The organism is Sphingomonas sp. Ag1, from assembly GCF_000980895.1.
Lineage (GTDB): Bacteria > Pseudomonadota > Alphaproteobacteria > Sphingomonadales > Sphingomonadaceae > Sphingomonas > Sphingomonas panaciterrae.
Genome location: NZ_LAZX01000092.1, coordinates 20,447 through 39,545 on the forward strand (window position 1 = coordinate 20,447; position 19,099 = coordinate 39,545).

The following is a 19,099-nucleotide window of genomic DNA, read 5'->3' on the forward strand; positions in this document are numbered from 1 at the left end:
AGGCACCATTGCCTGATGAGCCGTCGCTAAGGCAGTCGCGAATAATTCGCAACAGCAAATCGGTCAGCCGGAGTTCCGCAATGCCGTTGCGATGGCGTTGATCGACAGCAGGATGCCCTCCGCGATGCGCGGATCGTCCTCGCCGGCACGGTGCCGCCGCATCAGTTCGATCTGCAGCAGGTTGAGCGGTTCGATATAGGGCAGTCGCAGGCGAATCGATGCGTCGAGCGCCGGGTGCTTTTCCAGCAGGCGGGACTGGCCGGTCACCTCCAGCAAGCCATCACAGGTTTGCTGCCAGTCGTCACGAATCCGGCCGAAAATCCGCGCACCGAGCTTCTCGTCCTCGACCAGCCCGGCGTAGCGCTCGGCAATGCCCATGTCGGACTTGGCGAGGACCATTTCCATGTTGGCGAGCATCGCGCCAAACAGCGGCCAGCCCTCTGCCATGTCGGCCAGCAGCGCCTTGTCCTGAAACGCCGCAAGCGCATGGCCGACACCGTACCAGCCCGGCAGCATGACCCGCGCCTGTGCCCAGCTGAACACCCAGGGAATGGCGCGCAGATCCTCGATCCGGGACGATTTCTTGCGGCTGGCCGGACGGCTGCCGATCTTGAGGCCGGAGATCTCCGCGATCGGCGTCATCTGCCGGAAGAAGGCGTTGAAGCCCTCCGTGCCGTAGACAAGGTCGCGATACGCATGGAACGCGGTGTCGGACAGCGTGTCCATTGCCGCCGCGAACGTCTCATTCTCGGTGTTCGACAGCGGCGCGGGCGAGAGGCTGGCGAGCAGTGTCGCCGAGGTCATCGCCTCCAGATTGGTGATCGCGCTTTCCCGCGTGCCGTATTTGCCCGCGATCACCTCGCCCTGTTCGGTGATGCGGATGCGGCCCTGCACCGTGCCGGGCGGCTGCGCACGGATCGCGGCAAAGGCAGATCCGCCGCCGCGTCCCACCGCACCGCCGCGACCATGAAACAATTGCATACCGACGCCCGCCGCCTCGAACACCGGCTTCAGCGCGGTCGATGCCTTGGACAATTGCCAACCGGAGGTGAGGTAGCCGCCATCCTTGTTCGAATCGGAATAGCCGATCATCACTTCCTGATGCCCGCGCCCCCGGGCAATCGCCGCCACCTCCGGCAGGGCGAACCAAGCACGCATGATCGTGGGCGCGGCTTCCAGATCGCCGATCGTCTCGAACAGCGGAACCGCCATCACCGCCGCGCGGGGTGGATCGCCGGGCACGTACAGCCCGGCTTCCTTCAGCAGCAGATGCACCTCGAGCAGGTCGCTGACCGATTGGCACATCGACACGATATACTGACGGATGCTCGCAGGCCCGTAGGTCGTATGTGCTTCAGCAACCGCGGCAACGATCTCCAGTTCCTTGGTGGTTTCCTCGGAATAGGTGATGAAGCGGCTGGTGAGCCCCCTTGCGCTGGCGAGTTCGCGATTGAGCATCGCAACGCGCTCTGCCTCGTCTAGGGCGAGATAGTCGTCGCACACACCGGCGTTCTTGAGCAGCTCGGCGACGACCCGCTCGTGCACTGCGCTGTTCTGCCGCAGGTCGAGCGTCGCGAGGTGGAAGCCGAACACCTCGACCGCGCGGATCAGCCGCCCGATCGCGCCGCTGCTGGAGAGCAGGCCGCCAGCGCCTTCAGACAAGGGGCGCGCGAGCGTGACGAGATCGGCGCGCAAGGCAGCCGGATCGGGATAAGGCTCGGCAACACGCGCAGCCGGGCGCGGCGGCGGCGTTCCGACCAGCTTCTGATAGGTGGCAGCCAGCCGCGCGTAGATTCCGGACAGGGCGCGCCGATACGGTTCGTCGCTGCGGCTGGCGCCGGTATCGCCGCTTGCCTCCGCCAGCGCGATCACCGCCTCATCAATCGTCGCGTGGTCCGACGAGATCGACAGTTCGGTGCCCAGCGCGTGCAGTTCATCGAGATAATAGCCGAGCGCGGCGGCAGATGCCTTTGACAGCGCCGTGCGCAACGAATCGGCGGTCACATAAGGATTGCCGTCGCGATCGCCGCCGATCCAGCTTCCCGGTTTGAGGAATGCCGGCAGGCGGCGTCCCATCGCCCGGTCCCAACGCTGATACAGCGCCGGGATGACCGGCAGGAACACGTCGCGCAAATAACTGAGCGCGGTTTCCACCTCGTCCGTGACGTACAGGCGTTCGCGCCGCAGCACGCGCGTCTGCCACAGCAAGGCGACCTGTCGCATGATCGCTTCGTCGATCCGGTCGCCGGCGGAGGTTTCCTCCGCCCCGGCATCGCGCAGCGCCATCAGCGCGGCGATGCGGTTGCGATGGTCGATCATGCTCTTGCGCCGCACCTCGGTCGGGTGCGCCGTCAGGACCGGGGCGATCAGCGCATGATCGAGCAGGGCGCAGACCTGATCGTGATCCACGCCCTCCCCGGCGAGCTTCTGCAGCGCGGAGGCGACGTCGGCGCCCTCCTCCGCGGCGACGCCCTGACGGTCCTCGGCGAGATTCGCCAGCATGGAGAACAGCATGAAGCCGCGGACGAAATCGAGCGTTTCATCGAGCGACAGCGCGTCGAGATGGTGATCCACGGGCGGGCCACCGCCGCGATGCCGGTCGACCGACGCGGATCGAATTACCTCGGTCGCCTCGAACAGCCGCTCGCCGCCCATCTCGCGAATGACGTCGCCGAGAACGCGACCGAGATAGCGGATATCGTCAGTGTTCGTGACCGGGGGTAATGCGTTCATCTCGCCTTGCTGCGCCTCACCGGTTTCCATCGTCAACGCGCAGATCCGTCAGGTGCCGCAGCCGCACGGCGCGCCCGCTGCTGCGCACGATAGGTTTCACGCTCCTCGCTGGTCAGTGTGCGGTCCTTGTTCAAATCGTTGCGGTCGAACCAGTCGAGCAGCAAATCGCCCCATTCCTCTGCACTGAGGGCGCCGTCGCCGTTCTTGTCGCCGCGCGCGATCATCGGCCGCAACCGTTCCGGCAGTTCGTCAGGCGTGATCTTGTCATCGCGATTGACGTCATTGTCATGGAAGCGCCGTTCGATCTCGCTGCCGAAATCGAGCCGCGAGGTGACCGTGGGAGGGCTGTAATTCGCAGCCGCTGGCGTTTCCTCATCCTCGTCACGCGCGCCGCACGCAGCCAGAAAAAGCGGCACAATCGCCGCGGCGACGATCCATGATCGCATTGCCGTATCAACCTCCCTCAAGATTAGGCTTCGAGCTCAACGTCCCAATAGAGCCAATCGTGCCATGTCTCATGGAGATAGTTGGGAGGGAAGCTTCGCCCATGTTCCTGCAGGTGCCAGCTGGTCGGGCGGATCGGTTCGATATGGAGCGGCATGCCGGCCTGTTTGGGGGTCCGCCCGCCCTTGCGCAGATTGCACGGCGCGCAGGCGGTGACGACGTTCTCCCAAGTTGTGCGGCCGCCCTGCGCGCGCGGCACGACATGATCAAACGTCAGATCGCGCATGTGCCCGCCGCAATATTGGCAGGCGAAGCGATCGCGCAGGAACAGGTTGAAGCGGGTGAAGGCGGGGAATTGTGACGGCCTCACATATTGCTTCAGCGCGATCACCGACGGCAGGCGCATCGTCTGGTTGGGGCTGCGCACCTCGCGCTCATAATGGGCGACGATATCGACGCGGTCGAGAAACACGGCCTTGACCGCAGTCTGCCACGGCCAGATGCTGAGCGGATAATAAGACAACGGCGTGTAATCGGCGTTCAGCACGAGCGCCGGGCAGGCGTCCGGATGCCGGATCAGATCGGGATGGAACAAGCGCGCTCCCCTTCGATACCGTGTCGCCGGACCGTGTCGCGTCCCGCGATGACGCCATGATGACAGCCGGAGAAAAGCCGGGTCAAGGGGAGAGGACGAATGAACGACCAGACGAGCGAGAGCGTCACCTATGACGTGGCCGACCATATCGCCACGATCACGCTCAACCGACCGGCGCGGCGCAACGCGCTGAACTGGGACGCTTACGCCAAGCTCGAAGCGGCCTTCCGCCGCGCCGTCAGCGACGAGGACGCGCGCTGCGTGATCGTCACGGGGGCGGACCCGGCCTTCTGCTCCGGCGATGACGTGGGCGAGATCATGGCCGGGCCGGACGCGTTTGCGAAGCGCAAGGCGCCGCCAATCGTGCGGTACCAGCCCACCCCCGCGGCTATCGCCGCGCTCGAATGCGACAAGCCGGTGATCGCCGCGGTGAACGGCGCCGCGGTTGGTTGGGGCATGGAATTGGCGCTCTACGCCGACATTCGCATAGCGTCGGAAAAGGCGAAGTTCGCCGAATTGTTCATCAAGCGCGGCCTGGTATGCGACGTGGGCGGATTTTACCGCCTTCCCTCAATCGTCGGCCCGGCCAAGGCCGCAGAGCTGCTGTTCACGGGCGACGTGATCGACGCGGCCGAGGCCTATCGCATTGGCCTGGTGCGCGAAGTGGTGCCGCATGAGGAACTGCTGACCGCGGCGCGCGCGCTGGCGGGCCGGATTGCCGCCAATCCGCCGCTTGCCCTGCGCTACATGAAGGAAGGGCTGCGCCGTGCCGCTTATGGCGATCCGCGTGACCTGGGTGGCTGGGCGATCGAGACGATCCGGCGGCTGATGGCGACCGAGGATCACAAGGAAGGGGTCGCCGCCTTCATGGAGAAGCGCGAGCCGGTGTTCAGCGGACGCTGAGACCCGAACCGCGCGAGGGACACGGCGGGGTTGCCGAGCGGGGCGAAGCGACGCACATCGCGCGGCGTGATCGTCAGCCGTTTCGCCCCCTCCCCCACCGGTCGCCTGCATCTTGGCCATGCATGGTCGGCGATCCTGGCGCATGATCTTGCCCGCGACGCCGGCGGCCGGTTCCTGCTGCGAATCGAGGATATCGACGGGACGCGCAGCCGGCCCGAGCATGTGCAGACGATCATGGACGATCTGACCTGGCTGGGCCTGAGTTGGGACGGACCGGTCGTGCACCAGTCCGATCGCCTGCCCGCTTATGCCGCGGCGCTCGATCGCCTGCGGGAGATGGGGCTGCTCTACCGTTGCTACTGCACGCGCGCCGAGATCGCCGCCGCCAGCCTTTCTGCGCCGCATGGTGCCGAGCCGGTCTATCCCGGCACCTGCCGCGAACGACAGGACGGCAGTGATCGGCCGTTCTGCTGGCGTATCGACATGGCGCGCGCGGTCGCGCAGGTTGGCGCGCTGGCGTGGCAGGACGGCGAACGGACGATCCCCGCTGATCCTCTATCGGCCGGCGATGTTGTCCTAGCGCGGAAGGATGCGCCGGCGAGCTATCATCTGGCGGTCACCGTCGACGATGCGTGGCAGGGGGTGACCGACGTGGTGCGCGGGCGCGACCTGTTCGCGGCCACCCATGTCCATCGGCTATTGCAGGCGTTGCTCGACCTGCCGACGCCGCATTACCATCACCACGGCCTGCTCGCTGGCGAGGACGGGCAGCGGCTTGCCAAGCGGCACGGTGCCCCGACGCTGGCCGCGATGCGCGAGAGCGGCGTGAATGGACGGGCCATTGCTGCCGATCTGCGCGCGGGGCGGGTTCCCAACGGCCTCCACACCACCTAGATTGGGTGGCATGCAGACGTTTCTGGTCATCCTCCTGGTCGCGGCGCTCATCGCGACGCTCGTCGCACTGATCCGCGGCATTGTCGCGTTTCTGCAGAACGCCAGCGCGGAGGCGCGGGGGACCGGGCAGACGGGGCCGACCGCCAGCCAGCTGAAGTCCAACCGCATGATGCAACAGCGCATCCTGTTCCAGGCGCTCGCGATCCTGATCGTCGTGGTCATGTTGTTCGCCGCTGGGCGCAACTGACGCGAGCCTTCAACGCTGCGCGTTGAACAAAAAAGCCGGTTGCTCGTTCCTTCTCCTGATCCAGATTAGCGGCAGGGATAACCATTCCTGTCGCCTCTGATCCATGCGCTGATCGCCTGCCGTGAATGCGTGCCGTGAACTGGGGAGAGCACAGGATGCACGTGCGACACGCAGCCGACGAAGACCCGACCGCCGGGTTCTACAAGGCGACTCGCGCGCTTACTGACGCGCTGGCGGCGCCGTTGAGCGACGCCGACGCCACCGTACAGTCGATGGACGATGCCTCGCCCGCCAAATGGCATCTGGCGCATACGAGCTGGTTCTTCGAGACATTCGTCCTGCGCGACCATGTGCCGGGCTATCGACTGCACGACCGCCGCTTCCCGTTCCTGTTCAACAGCTATTACGAGGCCGAGGGACGGCGCCATGCGCGCAGCCGCCGCGGCATGGTGACGCGGCCGACGCTGGATGAGGTGCGCACCTACCGCGCGGCCGTGGATGATGCGGTGGTCGCCGCACTTCCCACCCTTTCGCCGGCGGCGCGCACGCTTGTTGAGCTGGGCTGTCACCACGAACAGCAGCATCAGGAGCTGCTGGTTACGGATACCCTGCATCTCTTTGCCGAGAACCCGCTCGAGCCGGCGCTATGGGCCGCCGCCCCAAAAGTCCCCGTTGCGATGCCCGCGGCGATCGAGTGGCTCGAACGGGAGGAAGCGATCGTAGAGATCGGCCATGGCGGCGCCGGTTTCGCCTTCGATTGTGAGGGGCCGCGCCATCGCGCGCTGGTTGCGCCGCATGCGATTGCCAGCCGCACCGTCACCAATGGCGAATGGCAGCAGTTCATCGCCGATGGTGGATATCGCGAGCCGTGCTGGTGGCTGTCCGATGGCTGGGCCTGGGTCCAGCGAGAGGCCATCACCGCACCGCTCTACTGGGAAGAGCGCGACGGCGTGTGGACACGCTTCGGCCTCGACGGGCGGCGTGCGGTGGATCCGGCCGCGCCGGTCACACACGTCAGCTTCTTTGAGGCCGATGCCTATGCAAGCTGGGCCGGCGCGCGGCTTCCGACCGAATTTGAATGGGAGGCGGCAGCAACGGGCCATGATCCCGCCGGCGGCAACCAGATGGACGAAGCCGGGCCGGTGGAGCCGCGCCCGTCCGCCGAGGGGCCGGCATTCTTCGGCGACGTCTGGGAATGGACCGGCAGCGCCTATCGCCCCTACCCCGGCTTTGCCCCCGTCGATGGGGCAGTGGGAGAATATAACGGCAAGTTCATGAGCGGGCAGTTTGTCCTGCGCGGCGGATCCTGCGCCACGCCGCGCGGCCATGCTCGCGCGTGCTACCGCAACTTCTTCTACCCCCACCAGCGCTGGCAATTCACCGGCGTCCGGTTGGCGAAGGACCTCTGAGGACAAGGCGCCGTCCCACCGTGGTGGCGCCACATCGACATCGATCGGAAAGGGACGCTGATGCTGAAGCCGGAAATGGAGGACGGACAAGCCTCGCTGACGGACCCGCAGTTTCGCGCGGATGTGCTCAGCGGGCTGGAACGCCGCCCCCGGGCGATCCCAGCACGGTGGTTCTATGACCGGCGCGGGTCGGAGCTGTTCGAGGACATTACGCGGCTGCCGGAATATTACCCGACGCGGACCGAGACCGGTATCCTCCGCGACATTGCCGCCGATCTGGCCGCACGTGTCCCGGAGGGGTCCGCGCTGGTGGAATTCGGTTCGGGTTCATCGACCAAGACCCCGCTGGTGATCGATGCGGTCCGCCCCTCTGCTTACGTGCCGATCGATATATCGGGCGACTTCCTGCGCGATTCGGCGCGTGACCTGTCAGCGCGCTATCCCGAGCTGTTCGTGTTGCCGTTCGAGGCGGACTTCACCCGCGCGTTGACGCTGCCGCGCACGATCGAGGCATCACCCAAGCTCGGTTTCTTCCCCGGATCCACGATCGGAAACCTGATCCCTCTGGCGGCGGTGGACCTGTTGCGCGCAATGCGCGGCTCGCTGGGTGAGGGCGCGCATCTGTTGATCGGCATGGACCGGATCAAGGATCAGGCGGTGCTGGAGCGTGCCTATGACGACGAAGCGGGCGTGACTGCGGCGTTCAACTGCAACCTGCTCGCCCGGATCAATCGCGAGCTGGACGGCACCATCCCGCTCGACGCCTTCCGGCACCGGGCGATCTGGAATGATGATCGGGCGCGGGTGGAAATGCATCTGGAGGCGACTGAGGACGCAGCCTTCAGGGTGGAGGGCCGCCCCTTCGCGATCGCGGCCGGCGAGACGATCCATACTGAGAACAGCCACAAATACGGGCCGCGCGACGCCCGTATCCTGCTGCGCGCCGGCGGCTGGACGCCGGTTGCGGAGTGGACCGATCCGGACGGACTGTTCGCGGTGATCCTTGCGGAGGCGCAGCCGGAACGCCCCGCGCCCTGATCGTTGATTGCCGGTCAGGCGATCGGCGGCCGCTCGCTCGATCAGGTCACCGCTGCGCGCTCCGCAAAGGCAGGATCGCGCCACGCGCCCTCGTCCATCACGGCGGCGAGCCGGTCGACCGCCTGCCAGACATCCTCGAAGCTGGTGTAAAGCGGGGTCAGCCCGAGGCGTAGGACATCCGGCGCCCTGAAATCGCCCACCACGCCGCGGGCGATGAGCGCCTGGCAGATCTCCCAGGCATGGGGGTGCGCGATGCTGACGTGGCTGCCGCGTGCCAACGGATCGCGCGGGGTCACGAGCGTGAAGCCATGCCGGACGCACCGCGCCTCGATACCCGCGATCAACAGGTCCCCGAGCCTTCGGCTTTTCGCCACCAGTTGCGCCAACGTCGTGCCGTTGAAGGTGTCCAGCCCGGACTCAAGCGCGCTCATTGCCAGGATCGGCGGAGTCCCGCAGAGGAAGCGACGAACACCCGGCGCGGGCGCATATTCGTCTCCGAAGTCGAACGGGGCGGCGTGACCCATCCAGCCCGACAGCGGTGACGACAGCGTCTGCTGCAAGGCGCGGGCGACGAACAGGAAGGCTGGCGCGCCCGGCCCGCCATTCAGATACTTGTAGCCGCACCCGATGGCGAGATCGACGCTGCAGCCGTTGAGATCCAGTTCGACAGCGCCCGCGCTGTGGCTGAGATCCCAGAGGATCAACGCGCCCGCACGATGTGCCGCGGCGGTGATCCCTGCCATGTCGAGCATAGCGCCCGTTTTGTAATGGACGTGGGTCAGCAGCACGACGGCCGTGTCCTGATCGATCGCCGTCGCGATCTGCGCCGCCGGCACGGTGCGGACGGTGCGGCCCGGCATCATCTTCGCGACGCCATTGGCAACGTACAGGTCGGTCGGAAAATTGCCGGGTTCAGCCAGGATGGTGGACCGGTCATGGCGCGCGGCACAGGCGGCCGCCAGCAGCTTGAACAGATTGACCGAGGTGGAATCCGCCACGATCACTTCGTCGGGCGAAGCACCGATCAGCGGCGCAATGCGCGCGCCGAGGCGGGCGGGCGCTTCGATCCAGCCGTGCTTGTTCCAGCTGGCGATCAGATCGGTGCCCCATTGCCGCGTAACGGCATCGGCGACGCGGGCGGCCGTCGCACGGGGCAGCGCGCCGAGCGAATTGCCGTCGAGGTAGATCGTTCCCACGGGAAGCGCGAAGCGCGCGCGGCAGGCCGCGAGCGGATCAGCGGCATCCCACGATTGGACCGCGTCGAGATCAGGCCAGTTGGTGGTCATGGGCGCGCTCACAATACAGCCCTCACGGTTAGCAGCTCGGGAAAGAATACCTGGTCGATGACCCGCGCCAGGTACGGCACGCCGGCGGTGCCGCCGGTCCCGCGCTTGAACCCGATCACGCGCTCGACGGTCTTGAGATGGCCGAACCGCCAGAGCTGAAAGCGATATTCGAGATCAACGAGCTTTTCGGCGAGTTCATAGAGATCCCAATGGCGTTCCGGCTCGGCATAGACGGTGCGCCAGCACATCTCGACCTGGGGCGAGGCGACATAAGGCTTTGAAAAGTCGCGCGTCAGTCGATCCTCGGGCACTGGCAGGCCGGCGCGCGCAAGGGCGCGCAGCGCCTCGTCATAGATGCTCGGCTGCGTCAGCGCGTCGGTGAGCGTGGCCTGGGTCGGCGGCGCGTCGGCAAAGACGTCGATCATGGCCGCGTTCTTGTTTCCCATCAGGAATTCCATCGCGCGATATTGATGCGACTGGAATCCCGAGCTGGTGCCCAGCTTCCCGCGCATCGCGGAATAATCGGCCGGGGTGATGGTGGCGAGAATCTCCCAGCTGCCGATCAGCTGCTGCTGCACGCGCGCAACGCGGGCCATCATCTTGAACGCCGGTTCGAGGCGCGATGTGGCGATGGCGTCGCGCGCGGCGGTCAGTTCGTGGAGGCACAATTTCATCCACAGCTCGGATGCCTGATGGATGACGATGAACAGCATTTCGTCGTGCGTACCCGACAAGGGCGACTGGCAGGCGAGAAGGTCGTCGAGGCGCAGGTAGCTGGCGTAGCTTGGGCCCGTTGCCGGGGCGACGGCGGGATCGCTTTGGGTGTCCATGGCCTTCTTTAGCCGCTTTCAGCCGCTTTTGCTTCATGAGCCGGCGCAATCCGGCCAGATCGGATGTCGCGCGCTCAGCGCCCCGCGGCGACGAGACGCTGCGTGTCGGCGCGGTCGATCGCAGTCAGTGAAATGCCGCGCGTTTCGCGCATCATGAGCGCCGCGACGAAGCTGACCGCAGCGCTGCCGGCGATATAGAGCGCGAGCAGCAGCCAGCCGTCGTGGTTGCGCAGGATCGCGGTGCCGATCAGCGGCGCCCATGAGCCAGCGACGATCGCCGTTACCTGATACCCGAGCGAGACGCCCGAATAGCGCATCCGCGTCGGGAACATCTCGGTCATGATCGCCGGCTGAGGCGCATACATCAGCGCGTGTACGCCGAGCCCCGCGATGACGGCGGCCAGCATGATCGCCGTGTCGCCGGTGTCGAACATGGGGAAAGCGGCGAAAGGCCAACCGATCGCCAGCGCCGCGCCGGCGAGATAGACCGGTCGGCGACCGATGCGGTCGGCCGCCATGCCGGCCGCGGGGATCGCCAGAACGTGCACGACGTGGCCGAGGAACAGCAACGTCAGGATGCGGCCCGTCTCGATCCCGCGATAACTGAGGTAGGTGATCGAGAAGGTGACGACCATGTAATAGAGGATGTTTTCCCCGAAACGCAGGCCCATGGCGGTGAGGAGCGCGCGGGGATAGCGGCGGAAGACATCGACGAGGCCATAGTCGGCGGCATGGTCAGCCTGTTCGCGCGCGGCCTGGAACAGCGGCGAATCGCTGACCTGTGTGCGGATGTAATATCCGATCACGATGATGACGACCGACAGCCAGAAGGCGACCCGCCAGCCCCAGGCGAGGAACGCCTCGTCCGTCAGCGTGGCCGACAGGATGAGCAGCACCAGCGTCGCCAGCAGATTGCCCAGCGGCACCCCCGCCTGGGGGAAGCTGCCCCAGAAGCCGCGCCGATCGTCCGGGCTGTGTTCGGTCACCAGCAGCACTGCCCCGCCCCATTCGCCGCCAAGGGCAAAACCCTGGATGAAGCGCAGCGTCACCAGCAGCGCGGGCGCCCAATAACCGATGCTGTCAAAACCGGGCAGGCATCCCATCAGGAACGTCGAGGCGCCGATCAGCACCAGGCTGACCTGAAGGAGCGACTTGCGACCGATCCGGTCGCCCACATGGCCGAACACCACGCCGCCCAGCGGGCGGGCGATGAAGCCAACGGCATAGGTCGCGAAGGCCGCGATGATTCCATCAAGGCTGTTGCCGGTCGGCGGGAAGAACAATTTCCCGAACACCAGTGTCGCAGCGGTCCCGTAGAGGAAGAATTCATACCATTCGACAATGGTGCCAGCCATCGAGGCACCGACGACGCGGCGAAGATAAGCGGAGCTGGTCGCGCCATGATCGGTCATGCGACTTTTCTAGCGACGGCGTCCGACATTGCCAGCATGGTCGGCGATGCGCGCAAAATGATCACCAGCAACGATCGCGTGGCGTACATGGAAACGCTTACACGAAAACAGCGACTTGCAATGGTTAACCAGCTGGCGCAGGCAGCGTCCTCACCGTAAATTTACCGTTCCAGTCTATCGGGCTGCGCATGTCCTTTCCCGTCGCCTCATCAGCAGACGTCAGCGAACGTCGGGCGACGCATGGCGGCGCGGCGTCGTCACGCGAGCAGTTGATCGTCGGCGCGCGCGCGATGGTGCTGATCGGGCTGGCAATTCTGACCGCGAGCGCCGTCGGCCTGGCGACGCATCAGGCGTTTTCGGTGTCCTTGTGGCCGGCCAACGCACTGCTGGCAGGATTGATGGTGCGCAATCCGCGGCTTCGCTGCTGGCCGAGCTGGGTGGGGGCGCTTGCCGGCTTCATCGCCACGGACCTGATGTTCGGGCGACCGCTGTCGCTGGCGGTGATGTTCGCGATCACCAACGTGGTCGGCGCGATGGTGGCGACGATGTTCCTGATGCGGCTCGACCCGCGCGACCTGGCGCTTCAGCGGGTACATTCCGTGCTGCGCATCGTGACGTCGTTGCTTCCCGCGTGCCTCGCGGCAGGGCTTTGCGGTGCGGCACTGGTGGTGATCGCGTTCAACGGCTCCCCCGCGCAGGCGCTGCTTACCTGGCCGGCGGGCGAATTGGTCAATTATCTGGTCGTGCTGCCCGCGATCCTGAACATGCCCGTGCGCCGGCTCACACCGCGGCAATTGCTGGCCTGCATCCGCGGTTCGACCAGGCCGCGCTGGCCGCTGCTACTGCTGGTGGCGTCGTGCATCGCCGCGGTGCGCTTCGATGGGCCGGGCAGCATCATGTTTCCCATGCCGGGGCTGCTGCTGTGTGCCCTGGCCTATAGCGTTCCTGCAACGGCCGTCATCTCCATGGCGATGGGCGTCGGGTGCCTGACGGCGATTGGTCTTGGCATCATCGACATCGGCCAGGACATGGCCAATCCGTACAATGTCGTCTCTGTTCGGGTGGCGGTGGCATTCCTGGTGCTGGTCCCGCTGACCATCAGCAGCGCGATCGCGGTGCATGATGGCCTGCTCCACAAGCTGCGCGATGCCGCGAACCATGATCCGCTCACCGGGCTGCTCAATCGCCGCGCGTTCGAGGAAAAGCTGCGCAAGCGACTGGCCGCGCGGCGTGACGACAGCGGGCATCTGGCGGTGCTGTGGCTCGACATCGATCATTTCAAGCGGATCAACGACCAGCATGGCCATCTGGCGGGCGATGCGATGCTCCAGCTGTTCGCCAAGACGGCGCGCGATTGCTGTCGGGAGGGCGATCTGATCGCGCGGCTGGGCGGGGAGGAATTTGCGATCATTGCGCGGGTCGCCGATCCGGCGAGTGCCGAAGCGCTAGCGCTGCGGCTGCGGGACACCTTCGCCGCGCAGCGGATCTTCTGGAACGCCCGAGTGGTCAATGCGACCGTCAGCGTCGCTGCCTGCTGTCTCGATCAGGCGGCGGTCGACCATGTTGATCTGTTCCGGAAGCTGGATGAGGCGCTGTACCGGGCCAAGCGCAAGGGCCGTAACCGGGTGGAGTGGCTGAGCGACCTGCCGCCGGAAACCACCGGGCCATCGGCAGACCGGCCCAACGAGATACGCTATCCCCGCGCCGCGCCCCGCTGAACAGTTGCGCTCCGATCGGCGCCGCCGCACAAGCAGCGCATGGATTATGTGGCGTTGAAGAATGTTGTGGCGGGCCTGATCACGCCCGCCAATCCCGACGCGCTGGCCCATGTGCATGGGGGGATGGCCGTGTTGCTGCTGGCGCGGCTGATCACCCGCCGATCGCTGTCGACGCCGATCCCGCTCGCCTGTGTCGCCGCGCTCCAGCTGCTCAACGAATGTATCGACCGCTACAATCACGGATCGTGGCGCTGGCCTGATACGATCGCAGACACGATCAACACATTGTTTTGGCCCACCGTGCTGTTCCTCGGGCTGCGCTGGCGGCGCGAGCGGACACCGGTGCGGGCAGCGGCGGCCGAAGACCTGCCCGCCACGACGTAATGACCGCCCGGCAGGCGGCGGCAAAGGGGAGAGGATCGCATGGACCTGGGACTTTCGGGCAAGACCATTTTCGTTGCCGGAGGAAGCCGCGGTATCGGTCTTGGCATCGTGGAAGCCTGTCTCGCCGAGGGTGCGAAGGTCGCCTTCACCGCGCGCGGCGCACAGGCGTTGGCGCAGACACATGAGGCGCTCAGCGCGCGCTTTGGCGGCGACCGATTGTGGAGCGCCGCCGGCGATATGACCGATCCGGCAGCGGTGGAGGAGGCGATGGCCGCCGCCGAAGCGGCGCTGGGCCCCTTGTGGGGCGCGGTGGCCAATGTTGGGTTGCATCCCTGCCCGCCAGGCTTCGACGTTTCCGACGACGCGTGGCGCGGCGGGATGACGCAGAACCTGGATTCGGCCTTCTTCCTGGCCCGCGCCGCGCTGCGCCGCCTGACCCCGCGTCGGGAAGGGTCGGTGCTGATGATCGGATCGATCGCCGGGCTGGCGGCGCTGGGCACACCCCTCACCTATGGCACGGCGAAGGCCGCGCTGGGGCATCTGGCCAAGGAGTTGGCGGTGATCGCGGGGCCGAGCGGGGTGCGGGTCAACACCATCGCGCCGGGCAATATCATCTTTCCTGGCGGCGACTGGCAAGAACGCTCGACCGGCCCGCGCGCCGAGACATGGTGGCGCTGGATTCGGCGCGAGGTGCCGTTGCAGCGGTTCGGCAGGCCGGAGGAGATCGGCCGGGTGGCAGCCTTCCTGCTCAGCCCCATGGCCAGTTTCGTGACCGGCGCGATCGTGCCCGTGGACGGGGGGCAGGACCGCTAGGACCGGGTTCAAAAAGCAGGCGTGATCGCTAAGGAGCCCCTCCGCGCGTGGCGGCCGCATGGTCGCCGGGTCGCAATGGAGTGCGCAAGCGAGGAGTAGATCGCGTCATGGTACACAAGAGTTGGGGCGCAGGCGCTAGCGCCGACCAACGCCACGCGCCCGGCGCGGGGCCCGCGAGGGGCGATGCAACGCTGTCCCGTCTTGAGGCGCGGGCGGCGGAGCGCGCCGCGTCGGCGCAGGCACGAGAGGCGCTGCGGCAGGAGCGACGTCGCGCCGATGCGGAGCTGACCGCGAGCGACCCACATCGCGCGGCCGAGCAGCGCCGCCGCGGTTCAGGTCGCAAGGATATCGTCCGGGAGCAGCGCGATACGTCCGGCTATACGATGGTGGTCGATCGTCAGCGCGTCCGTGCTCTCGCCGCCAGGGGAGCATCGATCGCCAGCCTCGCCGCGGCGTTCCACCTGCCGGCCGACGAGATCGAAGCGCTGCTGGCCGAGCGGGACGCCGGGAGCCCGGCGGCGTAGGTGAACAACGGCGGTGGCGCCATGGGACGCCACCGCCGCGTTACATCAGTTGCTATCGGAGTCGTCGTCGTTGTCGGCGATCAGCACGATGCCGCCGACAACGATTGCCGCTGCCAGAACGGCCGCAACGATGCCGCCGCCAGCGACAGCGCGATCGGACTTGCCGGTGGCGGTGCCAACGCGGGCCGACGAGGCGACCGAAAGCTTCGACGCCGAAGCGGCCGGAGCCGCGGTGGCCGAGATTGGCGCAAGAACAAGCGCGCTGGCCGCGAGGCCGGATAGAATCTTCATCATCCCAAACATCTCCCTTCAAGGCGCAGCCGAAGCCGCCGCGCGTAGCAACGCCAGACTGCCGGCAAAGTGTCAACAGAACGACGATTATCAACAAGCGCTACGTAGTTTTCCCGCTTGCTGTGTTCCACATGCATCACGCGCCATGCATGCACCAACAGCATTGCTGCTTCGGGCAAAGAACTTGGTTGATCCCTGACACCGGTGTCGGGGGAAAGGTTTGTGCCAAGGCCCGCGCGCACGTGCTACCTGGCCGCCGGACCTCAAAACCGGCCATGACAAAGAGGAAGTTGCCCTGCTTTCCGCCATTCGCAAGATCGATCGCTACAGCCTGCTGCTGCTTTTCACCGTGCTGGTCGCCTCATTATTGCCGTGCAGGGGCGAAGGCGCGCGCCTGTTCGGCGCGCTGACGACCGTTGCGATCGCGCTTCTGTTCTTTTTACACGGCGCAAAGTTGTCGCGAGAGGCGATCGTGCAGGGTTTGACGAACTGGCGCCTGCACCTGGTCGTGCTGGCGATCACCTTCGGCCTGTTCCCGTTGCTCGGGATCGGTACCGCGGCGGTCGCAGGCACGATGCTGACCCCGTCGCTGGCGACCGGGCTGTTGTTCCTCACGCTGCTGCCCTCGACGGTCCAGTCGTCGATCGCCTTTACCGCGATGGCGCGTGGGAACGTCCCCGCGGCGGTATGCAGCGCGTCTGCCTCCAACCTGTTGGGCATCGCACTCACCCCGCTGCTGGTCGCGCTGCTGATCGGGGGCGAGGCACAGGTCGCGGGGGACGAAATCTGGACGATCGTCTTCCAGTTGCTGGTGCCGTTCGTCGCGGGGCATCTTTCCCGCCCGCTGACCAAGGCCTTCGTCGCGCGCCATTCGCGCCTGGTGTCGACCGTTGACCGCGGATCGATCCTGCTGGTGGTCTATACCGCGTTCAGCGCGGCGGTGGTCGAGGGACTGTGGTCGGGGATGCCGATCTGGCAGCTCGCCGTGCTCAGCATCATCTGCGCCATCCTGCTGGCGGTCATCATGGTGGCGACCGCGTGGATCGCCCGGCGGTTGGGCTTCGATCGCGCCGACCGGATCGCCATCCTGTTCTGCGGATCGAAGAAGAGCCTCGCATCCGGCGTGCCGATCGCCGGCGTGCTGTTCCCGGCGGCGCAGGTCGGGCCGATCATCCTGCCGGTCATGATCTTTCACCAGATCCAGCTGCTGGTCTGCGCGCATCTGGCGCAGCGCTATGCTCAGGAGGACGGAGAAGCCGCGCCGGTGCGGGCGCCAGCGTGATTCAAGGGGCCTGGCGACGACCGGGATCAATGGCGATGAGGCAAAGTGGCGGAGACGGAGGGATTCGAACCCTCGGTACGGTTTCCCGTACGACGCTTTAGCAAAGCGTTGGTTTCAGCCACTCACCCACGTCTCCGGGCCTGGCGGAACGGCGCCTATAGCGGGGAGTGCGGAGCCGATCAACTGGCTGCTGCCGGGAAAGCGCCTTCGTCCTGACGCACCGCCGAGTCGCTCCGCCGCGCCGTTCATTGCCGCGCAAGCCGTCTATCCGTTATGGTGCGGTGAAACCGGGCGTGCCCAGGGGGTAAGTAACGATGCGCAAGTTGATGATCGCGATGGGACTGATCGCCACGATGGTGTCGGGCATCGCGCCGGCGCAGGTGCGTACCATCGACCCCAACCAACAGATCGACAGCGATCTCGACGGCCCGCGCGTTCCGCCCCCGCCGGCGCGCACGCCAGCGCCCGCCGATCGCGACCAGAGCTATCGTGAGCCGACCTATTCCGACACGGCGCCGGCCGATCAGGACTCCCCGCCATTGGAGGCGCCACTCCCCGCGCCGGCCCCTGCCCCGGCACCCAGCCGCTCGGCACCGACCACGGGCAACGTGGACCCGCAGGCGCAGGCGACCACCGACGCCGCCGCGACGTTCAAGCGTGACGACCTGATCGGTGCGGGCGAGGGCGTGTTCGGCAAGGGCGCCGAAGGCTTTGCCTCGCTGATCGAGAAGATCCTGTCGGAGCAGGGCGAGCCCAATGCCTATATCGCCGGCCGTGAGGCGGCGGGCGCGTTCGTGCTCGGCCTGCGCTACGGCTCGGGGATCATGACCCACAAGGTCGAGGGGCAGATGCCGGTTTATTGGACCGGCCCGTCGGTCGGCTTTGACGTGGGCGGCGATGCCAACAAGGTCTTCGTGCTGGTGTACAATCTGTACGACACGGCGGAATTGTACCGGCGGTTCCCGGCGGCCGAAGGCCGGCTGTACTTCGTCGGTGGCTTTGCCGCGACATACCTGCGGCGCGGCAATGTGGTGCTAATCCCGGTGCGGCTGGGCGTCGGCTACCGTGCCGGTGTCAACGTTGGCTATATGAAGTTCACCCAGAAATCGAACTGGCTGCCGTTCTGATTCCCGCGCGCTGATGAGCTGACCGGCGGCGACGCGAAACGAAGCGTCTCTGTTCGGCAGCTTGGGCGCCCTGTGCGGGAGGCCCATATCGTTCCGTGAACCGCGACCGGCCCTGTCCGGGCCGGCGCGATCGGGATGATAACAATGAAGAAGATCGGATTCCTGTCCTTTGGCCATTGGTCGGCCGCGCCGCATTCCGCGACGCGTTCGGCCAGCGACGTTTTGCTCCAGTCGATCGACCTGGCAGTTGCCGCCGAGGAGCTGGGCGCGGACGGCGCCTATTTCCGCGTCCATCATTTCGCGCAGCAACTCGCCTCCCCCTTTCCGCTGCTCGCCGCCGTCGGTGCCAGGACAAAGCGGATCGAGATCGGCACTGGCGTCATCGACATGCGCTACGAGAATCCGTTCTACATGGCGGAGGATGCCGGCGCGGCCGACCTGATCAGTGGCGGGCGGCTGCAGCTGGGGATCAGCCGTGGTTCGCCCGAGCAGGTGATCGAAGGGTGGCGCCATTTCGGCTACACGCCAGCGCCGGGCGAAACCGATGCGGACATGGGCCGCCGCCATGGCGAGGTGTTCCTGGAGCTGTTGAAGGGCCAGGGGTTCGCCAAGCCCAATCCGCGGCCGATGTTCCCCAACCCGCCGGGGCTGCTCCGGCTGGAGCCGTTCTCCGCCGGGCTGCGCGAGCGCATCTGGTGGGGTTCAGGCGCGGATGCGACCGCCGTCTGGGCGGCGCAAAAGGGCATGAACCTGCAAAGCAGCACGCTGAAGGCCGATGAGAGCGGCGAGCCGTTCCACATCCAGCAGGCCAAGCAGATCCGCCTCTATCGTGAGGCGTGGAAGGAGGCTGGCCATGCGCGCGAGCCGCGGGTGTCGGTGTCACGATCGATCTTCGCCCTGGTGAACGATCAGGACCGGCAATATTTCGGCCGCGGGGAGGACAGCGACCAGATTGGCGTCATCGACAATATGCGCGCCGTGTTCGGCCGCTCCTATGCCGCGGAGCCCGACCGGCTCGTCGAGCAGCTGCGGCAGGATGAGGCGATCGCCGAAGCCGACACGCTGTTGCTGACCGTGCCCAACCAGCTGGGCGTCGATTACAATGCGCACGTGCTGGAAAGCATCCTGACGCATGTCGCGCCGGCGCTGGGCTGGCGCTGACCCGATCG

At 66.4% G+C, this 19,099-nt stretch carries 20 protein-coding genes and 1 tRNA gene; 13 read left to right on the forward strand and 8 right to left on the reverse strand.

What is annotated here, in order from left to right:
- Positions 1–63: 63 nt before the first annotated feature.
- From ppc to XM50_RS10835, 3 genes are read right to left on the reverse strand one after another with little or no spacing between them, the layout of a single operon-like run.
- On the reverse strand, positions 64–2,733 hold the full coding sequence (ppc, locus tag XM50_RS10825) for a phosphoenolpyruvate carboxylase (RefSeq protein WP_046409632.1): 2,670 nt from the start codon (positions 2,731–2,733) through the stop codon (positions 64–66).
- A gap of 32 nt (positions 2,734–2,765) precedes the next feature.
- Complete coding sequence (locus tag XM50_RS10830) at positions 2,766–3,179, reverse strand: hypothetical protein (protein ID WP_046409363.1); 414 nt, start codon at positions 3,177–3,179, stop codon at positions 2,766–2,768.
- A 23-nt stretch (positions 3,180–3,202) separates the two neighbouring features.
- Positions 3,203–3,772 (reverse strand): HNH endonuclease, encoded by a 570-nt coding sequence (locus XM50_RS10835; RefSeq protein WP_046409364.1) that lies wholly within the window; start codon positions 3,770–3,772, stop codon positions 3,203–3,205.
- Between the two features lie 99 nt (positions 3,773–3,871).
- Here XM50_RS10835 and XM50_RS10840 point away from each other — a divergent pair, with 99 nt between their 5' ends.
- From XM50_RS10840 to egtD, 5 genes are all read left to right on the forward strand, one after another.
- Positions 3,872–4,675, forward strand: coding sequence for an enoyl-CoA hydratase/isomerase family protein (locus XM50_RS10840; RefSeq protein WP_046409365.1), 804 nt, complete (start codon positions 3,872–3,874; stop codon positions 4,673–4,675).
- 66 nt (positions 4,676–4,741) lie between these two features.
- Positions 4,742–5,569, forward strand: coding sequence for a tRNA glutamyl-Q(34) synthetase GluQRS (gene gluQRS / locus XM50_RS10845; RefSeq protein ID WP_046409367.1), 828 nt, complete (start codon positions 4,742–4,744; stop codon positions 5,567–5,569).
- Positions 5,570–5,579: 10 nt separating this feature from the next.
- Positions 5,580–5,816: a twin transmembrane helix small protein gene (locus XM50_RS10850; RefSeq protein WP_046409368.1), complete on the forward strand. Its 237-nt coding sequence runs from the start codon at positions 5,580–5,582 to the stop codon at positions 5,814–5,816.
- A gap of 155 nt (positions 5,817–5,971) precedes the next feature.
- Positions 5,972–7,225: an ergothioneine biosynthesis protein EgtB gene (egtB, locus tag XM50_RS10855; RefSeq protein ID WP_046409370.1), complete on the forward strand. Its 1,254-nt coding sequence runs from the start codon at positions 5,972–5,974 to the stop codon at positions 7,223–7,225.
- Positions 7,226–7,285: 60 nt separating this feature from the next.
- Positions 7,286–8,263 (forward strand): L-histidine N(alpha)-methyltransferase, encoded by a 978-nt coding sequence (gene egtD / locus XM50_RS10860; RefSeq protein WP_046409371.1) that lies wholly within the window; start codon positions 7,286–7,288, stop codon positions 8,261–8,263.
- Between the two features lie 41 nt (positions 8,264–8,304).
- On the opposite strand, the gene kynU is transcribed toward egtD, so the two are convergent.
- From kynU to XM50_RS10875, 3 genes are all read right to left on the reverse strand, one after another.
- Positions 8,305–9,549 carry a kynureninase gene (gene kynU, locus XM50_RS10865; protein ID WP_046409633.1) on the reverse strand — a complete coding sequence of 415 codons (1,245 nt, stop codon included), beginning with the start codon at positions 9,547–9,549 and terminating at the stop codon, positions 8,305–8,307.
- An 8-nt stretch (positions 9,550–9,557) separates the two neighbouring features.
- Positions 9,558–10,379 (reverse strand): tryptophan 2,3-dioxygenase, encoded by an 822-nt coding sequence (locus tag XM50_RS10870; protein WP_046409373.1) that lies wholly within the window; start codon positions 10,377–10,379, stop codon positions 9,558–9,560.
- A gap of 74 nt (positions 10,380–10,453) precedes the next feature.
- Positions 10,454–11,791, reverse strand: coding sequence for an MFS transporter (locus XM50_RS10875; RefSeq protein ID WP_046409374.1), 1,338 nt, complete (start codon positions 11,789–11,791; stop codon positions 10,454–10,456).
- Here XM50_RS10875 and XM50_RS20860 point away from each other — a divergent pair.
- The 5 genes from XM50_RS20860 to XM50_RS10895 all read left to right on the forward strand — a co-directional run bounded on the left by XM50_RS20860 (position 11,780) and on the right by XM50_RS10895 (position 15,230).
- Positions 11,780–11,950: a hypothetical protein gene (locus XM50_RS20860; protein ID WP_156167238.1), complete on the forward strand. Its 171-nt coding sequence runs from the start codon at positions 11,780–11,782 to the stop codon at positions 11,948–11,950. The two genes, XM50_RS10875 and XM50_RS20860, sit on opposite strands and share 12 nt — an antisense overlap.
- A 29-nt stretch (positions 11,951–11,979) precedes the next feature.
- Entirely contained in the window at positions 11,980–13,509 is a 1,530-nt protein-coding gene (locus XM50_RS10880) for a GGDEF domain-containing protein (RefSeq protein WP_046409376.1), read from the forward strand.
- A 39-nt stretch (positions 13,510–13,548) separates the two neighbouring features.
- Positions 13,549–13,893: a hypothetical protein gene (locus XM50_RS10885; RefSeq protein WP_046409378.1), complete on the forward strand. Its 345-nt coding sequence runs from the start codon at positions 13,549–13,551 to the stop codon at positions 13,891–13,893.
- 39 nt (positions 13,894–13,932) lie between these two features.
- Positions 13,933–14,706: an SDR family NAD(P)-dependent oxidoreductase gene (locus tag XM50_RS10890; RefSeq protein WP_046409379.1), complete on the forward strand. Its 774-nt coding sequence runs from the start codon at positions 13,933–13,935 to the stop codon at positions 14,704–14,706.
- Positions 14,707–14,813: 107 nt separating this feature from the next.
- The gene (locus XM50_RS10895) at positions 14,814–15,230 is read left to right on the forward strand and encodes a hypothetical protein (RefSeq protein WP_052742546.1); all 417 of its coding nucleotides are present in this window, start codon (positions 14,814–14,816) and stop codon (positions 15,228–15,230) included.
- A gap of 45 nt (positions 15,231–15,275) precedes the next feature.
- Here the strand turns inward: XM50_RS10895 and XM50_RS10900 are convergent, their stop codons facing one another.
- On the reverse strand, positions 15,276–15,533 hold the full coding sequence (locus XM50_RS10900; RefSeq protein WP_052742547.1) for a hypothetical protein: 258 nt from the start codon (positions 15,531–15,533) through the stop codon (positions 15,276–15,278).
- 283 nt (positions 15,534–15,816) lie between these two features.
- Between XM50_RS10900 and XM50_RS10905 the strand changes: the two genes are divergently transcribed.
- On the forward strand, positions 15,817–16,803 hold the full coding sequence (locus XM50_RS10905; protein ID WP_046409637.1) for a bile acid:sodium symporter family protein: 987 nt from the start codon (positions 15,817–15,819) through the stop codon (positions 16,801–16,803).
- Between the two features lie 46 nt (positions 16,804–16,849).
- Here the strand turns inward: XM50_RS10905 and XM50_RS10910 are convergent.
- Positions 16,850–16,939 (reverse strand) — tRNA-Ser (locus tag XM50_RS10910).
- Positions 16,940–17,117: 178 nt separating this feature from the next.
- Here XM50_RS10910 and XM50_RS10915 point away from each other — a divergent pair.
- Both XM50_RS10915 and XM50_RS10920 read left to right on the forward strand, forming a co-directional pair.
- Positions 17,118–17,930, forward strand: coding sequence for a DUF1134 domain-containing protein (locus XM50_RS10915; RefSeq protein ID WP_046409383.1), 813 nt, complete (start codon positions 17,118–17,120; stop codon positions 17,928–17,930).
- 144 nt (positions 17,931–18,074) lie between these two features.
- Complete coding sequence (locus tag XM50_RS10920; RefSeq protein ID WP_046409384.1) at positions 18,075–19,091, forward strand: LLM class flavin-dependent oxidoreductase; 1,017 nt, start codon at positions 18,075–18,077, stop codon at positions 19,089–19,091.
- Positions 19,092–19,099: the final 8 nt, after the last annotated feature.

Coding starts and splice junctions, on each gene's coding strand:
- ppc (WP_046409632.1), bottom strand. CDS start 2,733: ATGAACGCATTACCCCCGGTCACGAACACTGACGATATCCGCTATCTC.
- XM50_RS10830 (WP_046409363.1), bottom strand. CDS start 3,179: ATGCGATCATGGATCGTCGCCGCGGCGATTGTGCCGCTTTTTCTGGCT.
- XM50_RS10840 (WP_046409365.1), top strand. CDS start 3,872: ATGAACGACCAGACGAGCGAGAGCGTCACCTATGACGTGGCCGACCAT.
- XM50_RS10850 (WP_046409368.1), top strand. CDS start 5,580: ATGCAGACGTTTCTGGTCATCCTCCTGGTCGCGGCGCTCATCGCGACG.
- egtB (WP_046409370.1), top strand. CDS start 5,972: ATGCACGTGCGACACGCAGCCGACGAAGACCCGACCGCCGGGTTCTAC.
- egtD (WP_046409371.1), top strand. CDS start 7,286: ATGCTGAAGCCGGAAATGGAGGACGGACAAGCCTCGCTGACGGACCCG.
- kynU (WP_046409633.1), bottom strand. CDS start 9,549: ATGACCACCAACTGGCCTGATCTCGACGCGGTCCAATCGTGGGATGCC.
- XM50_RS10870 (WP_046409373.1), bottom strand. CDS start 10,379: ATGGACACCCAAAGCGATCCCGCCGTCGCCCCGGCAACGGGCCCAAGC.
- XM50_RS20860 (WP_156167238.1), top strand. CDS start 11,780: ATGATCGGTCATGCGACTTTTCTAGCGACGGCGTCCGACATTGCCAGC.
- XM50_RS10875 (WP_046409374.1), bottom strand. CDS start 11,791: ATGACCGATCATGGCGCGACCAGCTCCGCTTATCTTCGCCGCGTCGTC.
- XM50_RS10880 (WP_046409376.1), top strand. CDS start 11,980: ATGTCCTTTCCCGTCGCCTCATCAGCAGACGTCAGCGAACGTCGGGCG.
- XM50_RS10885 (WP_046409378.1), top strand. CDS start 13,549: ATGGATTATGTGGCGTTGAAGAATGTTGTGGCGGGCCTGATCACGCCC.
- XM50_RS10890 (WP_046409379.1), top strand. CDS start 13,933: ATGGACCTGGGACTTTCGGGCAAGACCATTTTCGTTGCCGGAGGAAGC.
- XM50_RS10895 (WP_052742546.1), top strand. CDS start 14,814: ATGGTACACAAGAGTTGGGGCGCAGGCGCTAGCGCCGACCAACGCCAC.
- XM50_RS10900 (WP_052742547.1), bottom strand. CDS start 15,533: ATGTTTGGGATGATGAAGATTCTATCCGGCCTCGCGGCCAGCGCGCTT.
- XM50_RS10915 (WP_046409383.1), top strand. CDS start 17,118: ATGCGCAAGTTGATGATCGCGATGGGACTGATCGCCACGATGGTGTCG.
- XM50_RS10920 (WP_046409384.1), top strand. CDS start 18,075: ATGAAGAAGATCGGATTCCTGTCCTTTGGCCATTGGTCGGCCGCGCCG.